General features: G+C 70.7%; 14 protein-coding genes. 8 read left to right on the plus strand and 6 right to left on the minus strand.

Annotated features, from left to right (window positions below):
* Nucleotides 1–51: 51 nt before the first annotated feature.
* Both ACQEVY_RS16705 and ACQEVY_RS16710 read right to left on the minus strand, forming a co-directional pair.
* Nucleotides 52–1,260, minus strand: coding sequence for an adenylate/guanylate cyclase domain-containing protein (locus tag ACQEVY_RS16705; RefSeq protein WP_432949206.1), 1,209 nt, complete (start codon nt 1,258–1,260; stop codon nt 52–54).
* Between the two features lie 216 nt (nt 1,261–1,476).
* The gene (locus ACQEVY_RS16710) at nt 1,477–2,376 is read right to left on the minus strand and encodes a biotin--[acetyl-CoA-carboxylase] ligase (RefSeq protein ID WP_432949208.1); all 900 of its coding nucleotides are present in this window, start codon (nt 2,374–2,376) and stop codon (nt 1,477–1,479) included.
* Nucleotides 2,377–2,513: 137 nt separating this feature from the next.
* Here ACQEVY_RS16710 and ACQEVY_RS16715 point away from each other — a divergent pair, with 137 nt between their 5' ends.
* From ACQEVY_RS16715 to ACQEVY_RS16730, 4 genes are all read left to right on the plus strand, one after another.
* Nucleotides 2,514–4,112: an acyl-CoA carboxylase subunit beta gene (locus ACQEVY_RS16715; RefSeq protein WP_432949210.1), complete on the plus strand. Its 1,599-nt coding sequence runs from the start codon at nt 2,514–2,516 to the stop codon at nt 4,110–4,112.
* A gap of 20 nt (nt 4,113–4,132) precedes the next feature.
* Nucleotides 4,133–4,339 carry an acyl-CoA carboxylase epsilon subunit gene (locus ACQEVY_RS16720; RefSeq protein ID WP_432949212.1) on the plus strand — a complete coding sequence of 69 codons (207 nt, stop codon included), beginning with the start codon at nt 4,133–4,135 and terminating at the stop codon, nt 4,337–4,339.
* 73 nt (nt 4,340–4,412) lie between these two features.
* Complete coding sequence (gene mmpB / locus ACQEVY_RS16725; protein WP_432949214.1) at nt 4,413–4,541, plus strand: morphogenic membrane protein MmpB; 129 nt, start codon at nt 4,413–4,415, stop codon at nt 4,539–4,541.
* A gap of 61 nt (nt 4,542–4,602) precedes the next feature.
* Complete coding sequence (locus ACQEVY_RS16730) at nt 4,603–5,223, plus strand: Maf family protein (RefSeq protein ID WP_432949216.1); 621 nt, start codon at nt 4,603–4,605, stop codon at nt 5,221–5,223.
* A 6-nt stretch (nt 5,224–5,229) separates the two neighbouring features.
* Here the strand turns inward: ACQEVY_RS16730 and ACQEVY_RS16735 are convergent, their stop codons facing one another.
* Nucleotides 5,230–5,706, minus strand: a complete 477-nt coding sequence (locus ACQEVY_RS16735; protein WP_432955250.1) for a hypothetical protein — start codon at nt 5,704–5,706, stop codon at nt 5,230–5,232.
* A 372-nt stretch (nt 5,707–6,078) separates the two neighbouring features.
* Between ACQEVY_RS16735 and ACQEVY_RS16740 the strand changes: the two genes are divergently transcribed.
* A complete protein-coding gene (locus ACQEVY_RS16740; protein ID WP_432949218.1) occupies nt 6,079–7,833 on the plus strand; it encodes an acetyl/propionyl/methylcrotonyl-CoA carboxylase subunit alpha in 1,755 nt (584 codons plus the stop codon).
* A gap of 616 nt (nt 7,834–8,449) precedes the next feature.
* Here ACQEVY_RS16740 and ACQEVY_RS16745 read toward each other — a convergent pair.
* Together ACQEVY_RS16745 and ACQEVY_RS16750 are read right to left on the minus strand one after the other, a co-directional pair.
* Nucleotides 8,450–9,424 carry a DeoR/GlpR family DNA-binding transcription regulator gene (locus ACQEVY_RS16745; RefSeq protein WP_432949220.1) on the minus strand — a complete coding sequence of 325 codons (975 nt, stop codon included), beginning with the start codon at nt 9,422–9,424 and terminating at the stop codon, nt 8,450–8,452.
* 167 nt (nt 9,425–9,591) lie between these two features.
* Entirely contained in the window at nt 9,592–11,064 is a 1,473-nt protein-coding gene (locus ACQEVY_RS16750) for an NAD(P)H-quinone dehydrogenase (protein ID WP_432949222.1), read from the minus strand.
* Between the two features lie 73 nt (nt 11,065–11,137).
* Between ACQEVY_RS16750 and ACQEVY_RS16755 the strand changes: the two genes are divergently transcribed.
* The 3 genes from ACQEVY_RS16755 to ACQEVY_RS16765 all read left to right on the plus strand — a co-directional run bounded on the left by ACQEVY_RS16755 (nt 11,138) and on the right by ACQEVY_RS16765 (nt 14,908).
* Nucleotides 11,138–11,575 carry a gamma-glutamylcyclotransferase gene (locus tag ACQEVY_RS16755; RefSeq protein WP_432949224.1) on the plus strand — a complete coding sequence of 146 codons (438 nt, stop codon included), beginning with the start codon at nt 11,138–11,140 and terminating at the stop codon, nt 11,573–11,575.
* A 172-nt stretch (nt 11,576–11,747) separates the two neighbouring features.
* Nucleotides 11,748–12,572: a purine-nucleoside phosphorylase gene (locus ACQEVY_RS16760; protein WP_432949226.1), complete on the plus strand. Its 825-nt coding sequence runs from the start codon at nt 11,748–11,750 to the stop codon at nt 12,570–12,572.
* Between the two features lie 692 nt (nt 12,573–13,264).
* Nucleotides 13,265–14,908 carry a phospho-sugar mutase gene (locus ACQEVY_RS16765; protein ID WP_432949228.1) on the plus strand — a complete coding sequence of 548 codons (1,644 nt, stop codon included), beginning with the start codon at nt 13,265–13,267 and terminating at the stop codon, nt 14,906–14,908.
* A 24-nt stretch (nt 14,909–14,932) separates the two neighbouring features.
* On the opposite strand, the gene ACQEVY_RS16770 is transcribed toward ACQEVY_RS16765, so the two are convergent.
* Entirely contained in the window at nt 14,933–16,600 is a 1,668-nt protein-coding gene (locus tag ACQEVY_RS16770; RefSeq protein WP_432949230.1) for a hypothetical protein, read from the minus strand.
* Nucleotides 16,601–16,766 lie beyond the last annotated feature (166 nt).

Consider the following 16,766-nt stretch of genomic DNA (forward strand, 5'->3'; position numbering starts at 1 on the left):
TGGGCCTCTGCCTGGACGCCCCTGGCTGAGACCTGGCACCCCGGCCGAGGCTCAGCCGTCCCTGCGGGTCAGCAGCCACGGCTCGACCACACCGAGCCCGCGCACCGGCCGCTGCCACATCGGCTGCAGCGCGAAGCGGTAAGTCGGTGGCTCCTCGCCCTCCTTCTCCGCCGCGGCAGCCGCTTCGGCGGCCTCCGCCTCGGATGCGGGCGCGTCACCCGTGCGCGTCAGCTCCTCCGCGAGCGCGCTGTCCACCAGGACAGCGTCCTTAGGGGCTATCGAGGTGAGCCGCGAGGCAAGGTTCACCGTCGCGCCGAAAACGTCGCCCATACGAGTCGTCACCGTGCCGAAGGCGATGCCGACACGCAGTTCGGGCATCGTCTCGTCGTTGGCCATGGTCTCGATGAGGCGAAGGGCGATCTCCGCGGCGACGCCCGGATCGTCGGCGGCGTACAGCACCTCGTCGCCCAGGGTCTTGATCAGGCGGCCCCCGTGCGCGGCCACCAGGTCCGCGGAGGTGGTCTCGAAGGCCTCGACGAGTTCGCCGAGTTCCTCTTCCTCCATGCGGCGCGTCAGGCGCGTAAAGCCGACAAGGTCCGCGAAGCCGACGGCGAGGCGGCGGTCGACCATCTCCTCGTCGTCCGCGGCCTGGACGACCCGCCCGGTCGCGGCGGCGAGCTGGCGCCGCCAGACGTAGACGAGGAACTCCTCCAGCTCGGGCAGCAGCAGCTCGACCAGGGGGTACGTCACTTCTGTGCGGGTCATGCCCGGCTCGGGCGGCTCGGTCAGGCCCTCCAGGAAGGAGTCGATCTGCCACTCGGCGAGGCGGGCGGTGGTCTGGCCGGTGGAACGGGCCACCTGGATCGCCATCGCCTCGCTCAGCAGCCCCGCCTCCACCAGACCGGCGAGCCGCCGCAACGCGAGTACGTCCGCCTCCGTGAGCGCCCTGGCCTGGCCGATGTCAGCGAAGCCCATCGCCCGCCAGAAACGTGACGCCAGGTCCATGGAGACACCCGCGCTGCGGGCCGCCTGGAACGGGGTGTAGCGCCGTTCGGCGCCGAGGATGAGCTGTTCCAGGCGGAGGGCGAGGGGGTCGTGGTCGTCGCCGGAGTCGTCCGGGTGCGCATCCACCCGGTCGTGTGCCTCGACCCGGTCGATCCGCGCGGCCGAGGCACCGGCGACGGCACCGGCGCCGCGCCCCGGCTCACCGTCGGAGGCGGGGTGTGCACCCGTGCCGGAACCCGAGTCGTCGACGGTCACGCCTGCTGCCCTTCCGATCTGCCACGGTCACTTTCGACCGGCCTCAACTCTACGGCAGGTGTGCTGTGGCTCACTCCTGCGCGGGCGAGCCCCAGTACGCCATGGCCCACACCAGAGTCGTACGACACGGTCAAGCCCCCGTTTCAACAGACGGGCTCGGGTACCCCACCAGTCGCATCGCTCACCTCGTGGCCCTTCCGAACCACAGTTCCGAACTCACTTCTCCCCCTCCGCCCGCAGATGCACGATGTCCCCCGCCCCGATCGGCTGCTGCACGCCTTCGCCCGTGGCCAGCACCAGCCGTCCGTCCCCGTCGACCGCCACCGCCTCACCCACCAGCGAGCGGTCCCCGGGCAGTTCCGCCCGTACCGTCCGGCCGAGGGTCGCGCAGCCCGCGGCGTACGTCTCCTGGAGGCGGGAGGTGGCGGGGTCGCCGCCGGACGCGCGCCAGTCGGTGTACCAGCGCTCCAGTGAGCGCAACACGGCCCGTAGCAGCGGGTCGCGGTCGGTGATCGGGGAGCCGGCGAGGGCGAGTGATGTTGCCGTGGGGACGGGGAGTTCGTCCTCGCGGAGGGTGACGTTGATGCCGATGCCGAGCACGACGCCGTCGTTTCCGGCGCGTTCGGCGAGGATGCCGCCGACCTTGCGTTCCTCGCCGCCAACGGTGAGCAGCAGGTCGTTCGGCCACTTCAGGGCCGTGTCGACGCCGGCCGTGCGGGACAGCGCGGTGGCCGTGGCGACCCCAGCGAGCAGCGGCAGCCATCCCCAGCGCTCGACGGGGACCTCGGCGGGCTTCAGCAGGACGGAGAAGAAGAGGCCCGAGCGCGCCGGGGCCGTCCACTGGCGTTCCAGGCGCCCGCGCCCGGCGTCCTGCTCCTCGGCCACGAGGACCGCGCCCTCCTCGGCCTTGCCGTCGGCGGCGAGGGCGACGAGGTCGGAGTTGGTGGACCCGGTACGGGACACCAACTCGACGCCGGTCCAGAGCCCTCCGTCCCGGACGAGGGCGCGGCGGAGCGCGGTGGCATTGAGGGGCGGGCGGTCCAGGTCGGACCAGGGGCCGTCGTCCCGCCGGTCATCGCGGCCATCGTTCGCATCTGAGTCATCTCGCGGCGTCATGCAACCCACACTAGGTGTGGTAAACGCCGCACTGCCGAACGGTAGGCACCGCACTACTCTACGGATGAGTAGCCAATCCCCCTTATGAGCACCTCACTCGCCACGTCCCCACTGAGCAGGCAGGGAGCCCCATCCCGATGTCCGAGCCGGAACAGCTGCAAGAGATCGACATCCACACCACCGCGGGCAAGCTCGCGGATCTGCGGCGCCGTATCGAGGAGGCGACGCACGCCGGCTCGGCGCGTGCCGTCGAAAAGCAGCACGCCAAGGGCAAGTTGACGGCCCGTGAGCGGATCGAGCTGCTGATGGACGAGGGCTCGTTCGTCGAGCTGGACGAGTTCACGCAGCACCGCTCGACGGACTTCGGCATGGAGAAGAACCGGCCGTACGGCGATGGGGTCGTGACCGGTTACGGCACGGTCGACGGCCGCCCGGTGGCGGTGTTCTCGCAGGACTTCACCGTGTTCGGCGGCGCCCTGGGCGAGGTCTTCGGGCAGAAGATCATGAAGGTGATGGACTTCGCGCTGAAGACGGGCTGCCCGTTCATCGGCATCAACGACTCCGGCGGCGCCCGCATCCAGGAGGGCGTCTCGGCGCTGGGCATGTACGGCGAGATCTTCCGCCGCAACACCCACGCCTCCGGGGTGATCCCGCAGATCAGCCTGATCGTCGGCCCGTGCGCGGGCGGCGCGGTCTACTCCCCCGCGATCACCGACTTCACGGTGATGGTCGACCAGACCTCGCACATGTTCATCACGGGCCCGGACGTGATCAAGACGGTGACGGGTGAAGACGTCGGCTTCGAGGAGCTCGGCGGCGCCCGCACCCACAACGCCACCTCGGGCGTGGCCCACCACATGGCCGGCGACGAGAAGGACGCGATCGAGTACATCAAGTCGCTGCTGTCCTACCTCCCGTCGAACAACCTCAGCGAGCCGCCCGCCTTCCCCGAGGAGGCGGACCTGGCACTCACGGACGAGGACCGCGAGCTGGACACGCTCGTCCCGGACAGCGCGAACCAGCCGTACGACATGCACACGGTGATCGAACACGTCCTGGACGACGCCGAGTTCTTCGAGACGCAGCCGCTGTACGCGCCGAACATCCTCACCGGCTTCGGCCGCGTCGAGGGCCACCCGGTGGGCATCGTGGCCAACCAGCCGATGCAGTTCGCGGGCTGCCTGGACATCAAGGCGAGCGAGAAGGCAGCCCGCTTCGTGCGCACCTGCGACGCCTTCAACGTCCCGGTGATCACCTTCGTCGACGTACCGGGCTTCCTGCCGGGCGTGGACCAGGAGCACGACGGCATCATCCGCCGCGGCGCCAAGCTGATCTACGCGTACGCCGAGGCGACCGTCCCGCTGATCACGGTCATCACCCGCAAGGCCTTCGGCGGCGCGTACGACGTCATGGGCTCCAAGCACCTGGGCGCCGATCTCAACCTCGCCTGGCCGACGGCCCAGATCGCCGTGATGGGCGCGCAGGGCGCGGTCAACATCCTGCACCGCCGCACGATCGCCGCCGCGCCCGAGGAGGAGCGCGAGGAGGTCCGCCAGCGACTGATCCAGGAGTACGAGGACCGGCTCCTCAACCCGTACGCGGCGGCCGAGCGCGGCTACATCGACGGCGTGATCATGCCGTCCGAGACCCGCTCCCATGTCGTACGCGGCCTGCGTCAGCTGCGTACGAAGCGGGAATCCCTGCCTCCGAAGAAGCACGGCAACATCCCCCTGTAGGGCACCAGTTGGGAGCGGTCATGATCAAGGTCGTACGGGGCAATCCGACCCCGGAGGAGCTGGCCGCCGCACTGGCGGTGGTCCAGGCGCGCGCCGCGGCGGTGGCCGCCGCCCCGTCCGGCGCGCCCCGCGAGCCGGGCGCCTGGGCGGACCCCGCCCGGGTGGCGATGGGCCGCCTGCCCGCGCCGGGGCCGAGGGCGTGGGGGCGTACGTACTGGCCCGGATAGGGGGCACGTGTCCTACGCAAGATGAGTACGGGTACTCAGGCGGCCGGGCCGGAGGCGGAGTCACGATCGTGGAATGCTGTGGTCCGACCCCGAGAACGAGCCGCCCAAGGAACTGCGCGACATGCAGGACATGTTGCGGCGGCTGGGGATTTTCTTGGCGTTGGCGATGGTGATCGCGATGATCGTGCTCGGCGTCATGTGAGCCGCCGCCGGTCACCGGGCGGTCGGTGACCACCCCGGACGCCCCTCGCTACCCTGGCCGCATGACTGATCAGCCGCGCCGTCGACTCGTCCTCGCCTCCCAGTCCCCCGCCCGGCTCGCACTGCTGAGGCAGACCGGCTTCGACCCCGAGGTCATCGTCAGCGGGGTCGACGAGGAGGCCGTGACCGCCCCCACCCCCGCCGAGCTGGCACGCGCGCTCGCCGAGGCGAAGGCTTCGGTCGTGGCGGCGAAGCCCGAGGTCAAGGGCGCCCTGGTGATCGGCTGCGACTCGGTGCTCGACCTGGACGGCGAGGCGCTCGGCAAGCCCGCGGACGCCGAGGAGGCCACCGCGCGCTGGAAGTCGATGCGCGGGCGCGCGGGCACCCTGCAGACGGGGCACTGCGTGTACGACACGGTGACGGGGCGGTACGCGTCGGCGACCGCGTCCACGGTGGTCCGGTTCGGCGAGCCGACGGACGCCGAGATCGCCGCGTACGTCGCCTCGGGCGAACCCCTCTACGTGGCCGGGGCATTCACGCTCGACGGCCGCTCGGCGCCGTTCATCGAGGGCATCGACGGGGACCACGGCAACGTCATCGGAATCTCCCTGCCGATGCTGCGCCGCCTGCTGGCCCAACTGGGCGTCGGCATCACGGAGTTGTGGACGCCTCGGGAAAGCTGACGCCGATCAGGAGGCCGCGGGCGCCGTAGGCGTGACCGTGGAGCCCGGCCCGTCACCCTGCTCAGGCACGGCATCGGAGACGTCGGTCCCGCCTTCACGGTCGTACGCCATGAAGATCAGCACGATCAGCCCGCACACGACCATCATGAAGGCGAACGCGCCCCAGCCCACCAGTCCGACCGCGAACGCGCCGAGCAGGCCGTGCACGACCGCCGCGCTGATGAGCACGATGCGGCCGAGGCCGGCGGGGGCGCGGTCGCGCAGGGCGACGCGCAGTGCGACGAAGCCGCAGAAGGCGAAGTAGAGGCCGAAGATCAGACCCGCGACCTTCGAGGACACGGACATCATCCCCGCGTCGAGCCCCGCGAGGGACATCTCCTGCCGGTCGACGACGACTCCCATGAACCAGTTGACCAGTGCGATGCCCACCGCCTCCGCGAAGAGCACGATCGCGGCCACCCAAGCCACCGGCCTGCGTACCACCGGCTCACCCACTTTCCACTGCCGTTCGAGCGAGGCTTGCGTTACCCCTAGTAGCGTTTGATACATCGCGAACGCTACTAACGGGTAAACGTCGGGACAAGGGATCTACCGCAGGCAAAGATTCGTTCGCCCATTCGTAGGAACTCCACAAAGAAACGGAGTGGCCCGCAGCACGCTCTCACAGAGACCTTGGCCACATCAGAGGGCTAGGGTTCTTGGGAAGCCCCCTGCGTACCGCGGTGCGACAAGGGATTTCGCGGGCGAGCAGGCCTCGTATCACGCTCCGTGTGGGCAAGCTCACCATCGGGGATGGGTCGAAACGACGTGTCGGCAGTCCCTAAACTCGGCTTGTTTCAAGGAGAGGGAGCCAACGTGCGCAAGGTGTTGATCGCCAATCGTGGCGAAATCGCTGTCCGTGTCGCCCGGGCGTGCCGAGACGCCGGTATCGCGAGCGTGGCGGTGTACGCCGAGCCGGACCGGGACGCACTGCATGTGCGGGCCGCGGACGAGGCGTTCGCCCTGGGCGGTGACACTCCAACCACCAGTTACCTGGACATGACCAAGGTGCTCCAGGCGGCCAAGGACTCGGGGGCGGACGCGATCCACCCCGGATACGGCTTCCTCTCGGAGAACGCGGACTTCGCCCAGGCGGTCCTCGACGCGGACCTGATCTGGATCGGCCCGCCCCCGCAGGCGATCCGCGACCTGGGCGACAAGGTCGCCGCCCGGCACATCGCGCAGCGCGCGGGCGCCCCGCTGGTCGCGGGCACCCCGGACCCGGTGAACGGCGCCGAGGAGGTCGTGGCCTTCGCCGAGGAGCACGGCCTGCCGATCGCGATCAAGGCGGCGTTCGGCGGCGGCGGCCGCGGTCTGAAGGTGGCCCGCACCCTTGAAGAGGTCCCCGAGCTGTACGACTCCGCGGTGCGCGAGGCGGTGGCGGCCTTCGGCCGCGGCGAGTGCTTCGTGGAGCGCTACCTGGACAAGCCGCGGCACGTGGAGACCCAGTGCCTGGCCGACCAGCACGGAAACGTGGTCGTCGTCTCGACCCGTGACTGCTCCCTGCAGCGCCGGCACCAGAAGCTGGTCGAGGAGGCCCCGGCGCCGTTCCTCACCAAGGAGCAGAACAAGCAGCTGTACGCGGCCTCGAAGGCGATTCTCAAGGAGGCCGGGTACGTCGGGGCCGGCACCGTGGAGTTCCTGGTGGGCGTGGACGGCACGATCTCCTTCCTGGAGGTCAACACCCGTCTGCAGGTGGAGCACCCGGTCACCGAGGAGGTCACCGGCATCGACCTGGTCCGCGAGATGTTCCGCATCGCCGACGGCGAGGAACTGGGCTACGACGACCCGGCGATCCGCGGCCATTCCTTCGAGTTCCGCATCAACGGCGAGGACCCGGGCCGCAACTTCCTGCCCGCCCCCGGCACGGTCACGACCTTCGCGCCGCCGTCGGGTCCGGGCGTGCGGCTGGACGCGGGTGTGGAGTCCGGCGCGGTGATCGGCCCGGCCTGGGACTCGCTGCTCGCCAAGCTGATCGTCACCGGGGCGAGCCGTGAGCAGGCGCTGCAGCGGGCGGCCCGTGCGCTGGCCGAGTTCCAGGTCGAGGGCATGGCCACGGCCATCCCCTTCCACCGCGCGGTGGTCGCGGACCCCGCGTTCACCAGCAACCCCTTCCGGGTGCACACCCGCTGGATCGAGACCGAGTTCGTCAACGAGATCAAGCCCTTCGCGGCTCCGGTGGACACGGAAGCGGACGAGGAGCCGGGGCGCGAGACGGTTGTCGTCGAGGTCGGCGGCAAGCGGCTGGAGGTCTCGCTGCCGTCCTCGCTGGGCATGTCCCTGGCCCGTACGGGTCTTGCGGCGGGCGCCAAGCCGAAGCGGCGCGCGGCGAAGAAGTCGGGGCCCGCCGCGTCCGGCGACACCCTTGCCTCTCCGATGCAGGGCACCATCGTCAAGGTGGCCGTCGAGGAGGGCCAGGAGGTCAAGGAGGGCGACCTGGTCGTCGTCCTGGAGGCTATGAAGATGGAACAGCCGCTGAACGCGCACCGCTCGGGCACCATCAAGGGCCTGGCTGCGGAGATCGGCGCCTCGATCACGTCGGGCGCGGTGATCTGCGAGATCAAGGACTGACACCTCCGGCGGTTGGGGCGGGGAGTTTTCTTTCCCCAGCCCCGCCCCTTCCCGGCTGTATCAATTTGCGGCTCCGCCGCGTGGGGGAGCTGCGCCCCCAGGCCCCGCTGCCTACGGCGGGTGGGTGGGTTCGTAGGGCGGATGGAGTGGCTCCGGCGGGTGTGGGGTGCCTACCGGGGTGGGGGGTGACAGTTGTGTCGCGGCTGCGGGTGCGTTGTGGCTGGTCGCGCAGTTCCCCGCGCCCCTAAACAGCCTGCGACTTCCCGCACCCCCGACGAGCAAGCGAACCGACAAGCCCGCACCCCGACGAAACCGGCACCCTTCCGCCGGTGGGAGGGGACGTGGGCCGATGCGTCGTATGTCCGTCGCTTAGCTTCGGTCTGGGCACAGCCACGCCCTGTATCAGCAAGGGGCCGTATGCCCCGTTGGCGACGGGCTGACGCACCGGACCGCGGCCCCGCACCCACCACCCACCCAAGGGGCGCGGGGAACTGCGCGACCAGCCACAACGGACCGTCAGCCGCCCAACCGCCGGAGGCACCCCGCGGGGCTGGCGCGACCAGCCACAACGGCGCCGCAGTCGACAACGAACCCAACCGCCCAACCGCCGGAGGCATCAGCGGCGCCGCATATCCGCAACCCGCGCCCGCTCACTCTGGGGCTGATCCCCAAGCACCCCCGCGGTGCTCCGCAACTGCGGCCCCCCGCCGGGGACTTGACCCCGCCGCGGCCCGGGCAGCGGCACATCCCGGCGCGGCGGCGGCTGACGCCCCGCAGAGCCCGCCGGCCCCGTGTCACCGCCCGCCCCACCCGAGCCGGCCACAGCGATCTGCACGCCCTGATCCGCCAGCGCCTGCAACTCAGTGACCGCACGGTCGTCATGACCGGGCGGCTCGTCCGTGACCAACCTCGTGATCACATCCGTAGGCACCGTCTGGAACATCGTGTCGGTGCCGAGCTTGGTGTGATCGGCGAGGACGACGACCTCCGCGGCGGCCTGGACCAGCGCGCGGTCGACGGACGCCGACAGCATGTTGGACGTGGACAGGCCGCGCTCGGCGGTCAGTCCGCTCCCGGACAGGAAGGCCCGCGACACCCGCAGCCCCTGCAAGGACTGCTCGGCGCCGCTGCCCACCAACGCGTAGTTGGAACCGCGCAGGGTGCCGCCGGTCATCACGACCTCGACGCGGTTGGCGTGGGCCAACGCCTGAGCCACCAGCAGGGAGTTGGTGACGACGGTCAGCCCGGGCACCCGCGCGAGCCGGCGGGCCAGCTCCTGCGTGGTGGTGCCCGCCCCTACCACGATGGCCTCGCCCTCTTCGACGAGGCTCGCGGCGAGATCGGCGATGGCCGTCTTCTCGGCGGTCGCGAGATGTGACTTCTGCGGAAAGCCGGACTCTCGCGTGAACCCGCCCGGCAATACCGCACCGCCATGCCGGCGGTCGAGGAGTCCTTCTGCCTCCAGTGCGCGCACGTCCCGCCGTACGGTCACTTCAGAGGTCTGGACGACGCGGGCGAGCTCACGGAGCGACACGGCCCCGTTCGCTCGCACCATTTCGAGGATCAATTGGCGACGTTCTGCAGCGAACACGAAACTGACAGTAACCCCAACGACCGTCTGCTTTCAGCAGTTTGCGCCGAATAACAGAAGTTGTTCGCACGGCAGCACGGAAAGTGGTATACGCGTCCACTCCCGCTGTCCACGGCGCCTGAAGAAGCGACAACTCCCCGTGACCAGCGAGGAGTTGCTTTCGGCCGTCAGGCGTCGAGCTCGGTCTTGCGGGTGTGCAGCTGCCGGGCCACCTCGGCGATCGAGCCCGAAAGGGATGGGTACACGGTGAAGGCGTTCGCGATCTGTTCGACGGTCAGGTTGTTGTCGACCGCGATCGAGATCGGATGGATCAGTTCCGATGCGCGCGGCGAGACGACGACTCCGCCGACGACGATCCCGGTGCCCGGCCGGCAGAAGATCTTCACGAAGCCGTCCCGGATGCCCTGCATCTTGGCGCGCGGGTTGCGCAGCAGGGGCAGCTTCACGACCCGTGCGTCGATGACGCCGCCGTCGACGTCCGCCTGCGAGTAGCCGACGGTCGCGATCTCGGGGTCGGTGAAGACGTTCGAGGACACGGTCTTCAGGTTGAGCGGGGCGACCGCGTCGCCGAGGAAGTGGTACATGGCGATACGGCCCTGCATCGCCGCCACGGAGGCGAGCGCGAAGACTCCGGTGACGTCACCGGCTGCGTACACCCCCGGAGCCGTCGTCCGGGACACCTTGTCCGTCCAGATGTGCCCGGACTCCTTCACCTTGACGCCGGCCCCTTCGAGACCCATGCCATGGCTGTTGGGGATGGCGCCGACGGCCATCAGGCAGTGCGAGCCGGTGATGACGCGCCCGTCGGACAACGTCACCTCGACCCGGTCGCCCACGCGCTTGGCGGACTGGGCTCGGGAGCGCGCCAGGACGTTCATGCCCCGCCGCCGGAACACGTCCTCCAGGACGCCCGCGGCATCGGAGTCCTCACCCGGCAGCACACGATCACGGCTGGATACGAGGGTGACCCGCGACCCGAGCGCCTGATAGGCACCGGCGAACTCGGCACCCGTAACGCCGGAGCCGACCACGATGAGCTCCTCGGGCAGCTCGTCGAGGTCGTACACCTGGGTCCAGTTCAGGATCCGCTCGCCGTCCGGCTGTGCGTCGGGCAGCTCACGGGGATGTCCGCCGGTGGCGATGAGTACGGCGTCGGCGACGAGCGTCTCCTCGCTGCCGTCCGCGGCCCGCACGACGACCTTCCGGGATCCGTCCAGAGCCTGCTGCCCGTCGAGCCGCCCGCGTCCGCGCATGACCCGCGCACCGGCGCGCGTCACAGAAGCCGTGATGTCGTGCGACTGGGCGAGCGCGAGGCGCTTCACCCGGCGGTTGACCTTGCCGAGATCGACTCCGACCACCCGGGCGGGCGTATCGATGTGAGGAGTGTCATCGGCGACGATGATGCCGAGTTCCTCGTACGAGGAGTCGAAGGTGGTCATCACCTCGGCGGTCGCGATCAGGGTCTTCGACGGCACGCAGTCGGTGAGCACCGACGCGCCGCCCAGGCCGTCGCAGTCGACGACGGTTACCTCCGCGCCGAGTTGGGCGGCCACCAGGGCCGCCTCGTATCCGCCGGGTCCGCCACCGATGATCACGATCCGAGTCACGTACTCCATTGTCCCGTACGCCCCACCGTGCATCCGCCCCGGGGGCCTGCTCTCGGTGCATCTGTTGCAGGAGAGGCGCGCGCGTCGCTGCCGTACCCTCAACCCCATGTCGCTCTACGCCGCATACGCCGGCAATCTCGACCCGCGGCTCATGACGCGCCGGGCCCCGCATTCGCCGCTGCGCGCCACCGGCTGGCTCAACGGCTGGCGGCTGACCTTCGGCGGCGAGCACATGGGCTGGGAGGGCGCGCTCGTGACCGTCGTCGAGGCACCGCGCTCGCAGGTGTTCGTTGCGCTGTACGAAGTCGCTCCGCTCGACGAGGACTCCCTGGACCGCTGGGAGGGCGTCGGCCTCGACATATACCGGCGGATGCGGGTCCGTGTGCACACGCTGGAGGGCGAGGAGCCGGCGTGGGTGTACGTGCTGAACGGCTACGAGGGCGGGCTGCCTTCGGCGCGCTACCTGGGGGAGATCGCGGACGCGGCGGAGTCGGCGGGGGCGCCGCACGACTATGTGATGGAGCTGCGGAAGCGGCCTTGTTGATCCAGGGTGCGTTGATCGTTGGGTGCGTTGACCCATGGGTGCGTTGATCCTTGGGTGCGAGGCAGCGTTCCCGGGCTGCCCCGCTCAGAAAGGACCTCAGAAAAGACAACGATCGCCAACCTGTGACCCCCAGCATCTACGCGCGTAGGCATCTACCAGCTACCCTCATCGCGTGAACGCTTCTCTTCTTCCGGACGACATCCACGGCGACCCCTACGCCGCCGCCGACGCCGCCGCCTCGCGCCTGCGCGAGCTCACGGGCGCCGAGACCCACGACGTCGCGCTCGTGATGGGCTCCGGCTGGGCACCGGCCGTGCACGCCCTCGGTTCCCCCGAGGCCGAGTTCCAGGTCACCGAGCTGCCCGGATTCCCCGCGCCGGCGGTCGAGGGCCACGGCGGCAAGATCCACTCGTACCGGCTGGGCGACAAGCGGGCGCTCGTCTTCCTGGGCCGCACCCACTTCTACGAGGGGCGCGGTGTCGCCGCCGTCGCGCACGGGGTACGTACCGCTGTCGCCGCCGGTTGCAAGACGGTCGTACTGACGAACGGCTGCGGGGGGCTCCGCGAGGGGATGCGGCCCGGCCAGCCGGTACTCATCAGCGACCACATCAACCTCACGGCTACGTCGCCGATAGTCGGCGCCAACTTCGTCGACCTGACGGATCTCTACTCGCCCCGGCTGCGCGCCCTGTGCAAGGAGATCGACGCCTCGCTGGAGGAGGGGGTGTACGCGCAGTTCCCCGGGCCGCACTACGAGACGCCGGCGGAGATTCGGATGGCTCGGGTCATCGGGGCGGATCTTGTGGGGATGTCGACGGTGCTTGAAGCCATTGCGGCGCGTGAGGCTGGGGCGGAGGTGCTGGGGATTTCGTTGGTCACGAATCTTGCGGCCGGGATGACGGGGGAGCCGCTGAACCATGAGGAGGTTCTGCAGGCGGGGCGGGATTCTGCTGCGCGGATGGGGGCGTTGTTGACGCGGGTGCTGGATCGGATTTGACCGTTGCCGGCGGACGGTCAGTGTGGCTGGTTGCGCAGCCGTGCGGGGTGCCTCCGGCGGTTGGGCGGGTGCGGCGCCGTTGTGGCTGGTCGCGCAGTTCCCCGCGCCCCTTAGGTGCGTGGTGGGTGCGGGGCCGCGGTCCGGTGCGTCAGCCCGTCGCCAACAGGGCATACGACCCCTTGCTGGTACAGGGCGCAGGTGTGCCCAGACCGAAGCTAAGCGACGGGCATAGGACGCACCGGCCCACGTCCCCTCCCACCGGCGGGAGAGTGCCGGTTTCGTCGGGGTGCGGGCTCCCACCAGGGGCGAGCTTGTTCGGGGGCCGGCGTCCGGGGGTCGGCTTGTCCGGGCCGCGGCTGCCTTCCGGGGTGCGGGCTTGCTCTGGGCGCCGGCGCCTACTCCGGGCGCGGGCAGCCGCAGGCTTTTCAGGGGCGCGGGGAACTGCGCGACCAGCCACAACGGACCGCAGCCGCGACACAATTGTCACCCACCACCCCGGTAGGCACCCCACCCACCCGCGGAAGGCGCCCCACCCGCCGGAGGCACTCCACCCACCCCACGAACCCACCCACCCGCCGGAGGCAGCGGGGCCTGGGGGCGGAGCCCCCAGTTTCGGGAAGGGGCGGGGCTGGGGACAGAAAAACGCCTCCCCACCCACCCAGTTGTGGACCAAACGAAAGAGGTTGACCCACGTGCAGGACGAACTCGTCGCGAGGGCCAAGGCGTGGCTGGCCGAAGACCCCGACCCGGAGACCAGGGCCGAACTCGCCCAGCTGATCGACGCCGGGGACACAGCGGAGCTCACCGCACGGTTCAGCGGCACCCTCCAGTTCGGCACCGCGGGCCTCAGAGGCGAACTCGGCGCCGGCCCCATGCGAATGAACCGCACGGTGGTCATCCGAGCCGCCGCAGGCCTCGCCGCCTACCTCAAGGCCAAGGGCCACAACAACGGCCTGGTAGTCATCGGCTACGACGCCCGCCACAAGTCGGAGGACTTCGCCCGCGACACCGCCGCGGTGATGACCGGCGCGGGCCTGAGGGCAGCCGTACTCCCCCGCCCCCTCCCCACCCCCGTCCTCGCCTTCGCCATAAGGCACCTCGGCGCGGTCGCCGGCGTGGAGGTGACCGCCAGCCACAACCCGCCCCGCGACAACGGCTACAAGGTCTACCTCGGCGAGGGCTCCCAGATCGTGCCCCCGGCGGACGCCGAGATCGCCGCACAGATCGAGGCGATCGCGAGCCTGAATGACGTACCGCGCCCGACCGACGGCTGGGAGATCCTCGCCGACGAAGGCGACGACAGCGTTCTGAACGCCTACCTCGCCCGTACGGACGCCGTACTCGCCGCCGACTCCCCCCGAACCGCCCGCACCGTCTACACGGCGATGCACGGCGTCGGCAAGGACACCCTCATCGCCGCCTTCGCCCGCGCGGGCTTCCCGGAACCCGTCCTCGTCGCCGAACAAGCGGACCCGGACCCGGAGTTCCCGACCGTCGCCTTCCCGAACCCGGAGGAACCGGGCGCGATGGACCTGGCCTTCGCGAAGGCCCGCGAGACGAACCCGGACCTGATCATCGCGAACGACCCGGACGCCGACCGCTGCGCCGTGGCCGTCAAGGACAGCGGCGACTGGCGCATGCTGCGCGGCGACGAGGTCGGCGCCCTCCTCGCCGCCCACCTCGTGCGGCGCGGCGCCCGCGGCACGTTCGCGGAGTCGATCGTGTCGTCCTCGCTCCTCGGCCGTATCGCGGAGAAGGCGGGTCTCCCGTACGAGGAGACCCTGACGGGCTTCAAGTGGATCGCCCGGGTGGAGGGCCTGCGGTACGGATACGAGGAGGCCCTCGGCTACTGCGTGGATCCCGAGGGCGTGCGGGACAAGGACGGCATCACCGCGGCCCTGCTGATCACGGAACTGGCCTCGCAGCTCAAGGAGCAGGGCAGGACCCTCCTCGACCTCCTCGACGACCTTGCCGTCGAGTACGGTCTGCACGCCACCGACCAGCTCTCGGTCCGCGTGGACGACCTCTCCCTGATCGCAAGCGCGATGCACCGCCTCCGCGAGCAGCCGCCCACCCACCTGGCCGGCCTGGCGATCACGAGGTCGGAAGACCTGACGAAGGGCACGGACAAACTCCCGCCCACGGACGGCCTGCGCTACACACTCGACGGTGCCCGCGTCATCGTCCGCCCCAGCGGCACAGAGCCGAAGCTGAAGTGCTACCTGGAGGTCGTCATCCCGGTCGCCTCGCACTCCGACCTGCCCGAGGCGCACGAGAAGGCGACCGCTCTCCTGACGGCCATCAAGCGCGACCTGTCGGCGGCAGCGGGCATCTGACGCCGACGGGGTCCTGGTGCGGTCTCACCTCAGCGCCATCACCGCCACCACCCAGCCCAGCGCCAGCACGACCGTCAGCGGCCACAGCGGGCGCCCGCGTTCGGGGGCCGTGCTCTCGCCCGTGGGGCGCAGGGCGGGGTCCGTGCGCATCGCGCTGAGTTCGGCGGCCAGGGCGTCGTAGGGGTGGACGAGGCCGCGGGTGCGTTCGAGCCAGCCCCAGTGGGGGGCGGCGACGGCCCAGTTGTCGCCGCGCCAGCGCAGCTTGAGTTCGAAGCGTTGGCGGCGTACGGAGCGGAGGTCCTCCCAGGGGACGTGCTGGGGGCCGCGCAGGCCGGTGACCCACAGACCGGTGCGGTCGGCGGTGATGCGCCAGGCCAGTTTCACGGGGACGCGGACCGCGCCGTAGACCCCTAGTACGACGACCAGGGCCAGCTTCCACACGGCGGTGCCCGGTTCGGTGGACCAAGGCCAGCAGAGCCAGACGCCCCAGGCCACCAGCACCGCGGCCGCCAGCCAGTCGAGCCACCCGGCATGCCAGCGGCGGACCGCGACGGGCGGCTGGGTTCCGGCCAACTCCCTGGCCTGCTCCTCCAGTTGGCGGCTCTGTGCTTCCCGGGCCTTCTCGCGTTCGATGCGTCGGCGTCCCGCGCTCAGCGACAACGGGCGTACGGGGCCCGTCGACCACTCGATCAGCGGGGGCTGGGCCGGGTCCACGTCGGCGCTGAGGACGAGGACCTCGGCGCCGTCGTAGGGCACGCCGAAGAGGACGGCTTCGCGGACCGGGCCCGGGGTGTCGGCCTCCACGAACTCCAGGAGCCGCTCGAGCTCCTCGTCGTCGGTCTCCGTCCCTTTGGCTTCCGCATCGTCCTCGTCGGCGCCGTCGTCCTCGTCGTCATCGTCGAACGAGGTCAGGTCGACGGTGAACAGGGGGCGGATGGCCCGCACGTCGTCCGCCGCGTACACCTCCGTGCTGCCTTCCACGTCGTCGCGCACCAGGACGCGCAGTACCGGTGCGGGTTCACGGCGCAGTTGAACGGCCCGGTGCCGGGCGAACCAGGCCGAGGACAGGGCGGTCGCGCCGAGGCCGGCCACGAAGAAGGCGGCGGCCCAGGCGCCCCGGCGGTCGTCGGCCGAGCTCCAGAGGCCCGTGGTGGCACCGGTCAGCACGCCGAGGGCGAGGACCACGAGGCCGAGGTTGCGCAGGAAGCTGCCGCGCCGCACCGGTTCCTCCGCGTCGGGCAGCCACGCCGTGACACCCTCGGCCGCCTCCAGCGCCCGCTCGTACTGTGTGCTCCGCGCGCGCAGACGTACGGCGACGACCGCCCAGCAGGCCACCACGACGAACACGAAGAGCGCGGTCACCACCCACGGCTGCGACGGTGCCTGGAACGCGAGCGCGAGGAGCAGCGCGGGCGCCCCCGCCCAGACGAGCTCGGGGCGGGCGAGCACCCACAGGACGTACACCGCGAACGCCGCCGCGAGGAACGGCCACAGCCCGCCGAGCAGCACGGCCCAGCCACCCGCGCACAACGCGAACGTGGTCGCTCCGGCCGCGACCGACCTGCGTACGCGCAGGAACGTCCAGCGCGGCGGCAGCGCCGCCGACCAGACCCCGGCCTGCCCGGCCGTCCAGTCCCGGCAGCCGTCAGGTATCGCCGTGGCGGGCAGCCGCAGAGGCTCGTCGTACGACACATCTACTCCCTCGGTGCGTGGCTACGCCGGTGACGCCTGGACCGGTCGGGTCCGGACACCCGCAACGGAACATCCGTGACGGGACACCCGGACGGCGAAGGCAGCCACCACCCTCTCGTACGGGCCAAAGCGCCCATCTCCTCAAGATCCGGGGTGTTGCGTACGG

Source organism: Streptomyces sp. CA-288835 (assembly GCF_050936385.1).
Classification (GTDB): Bacteria; Actinomycetota; Actinomycetes; order Streptomycetales; family Streptomycetaceae; genus Streptomyces.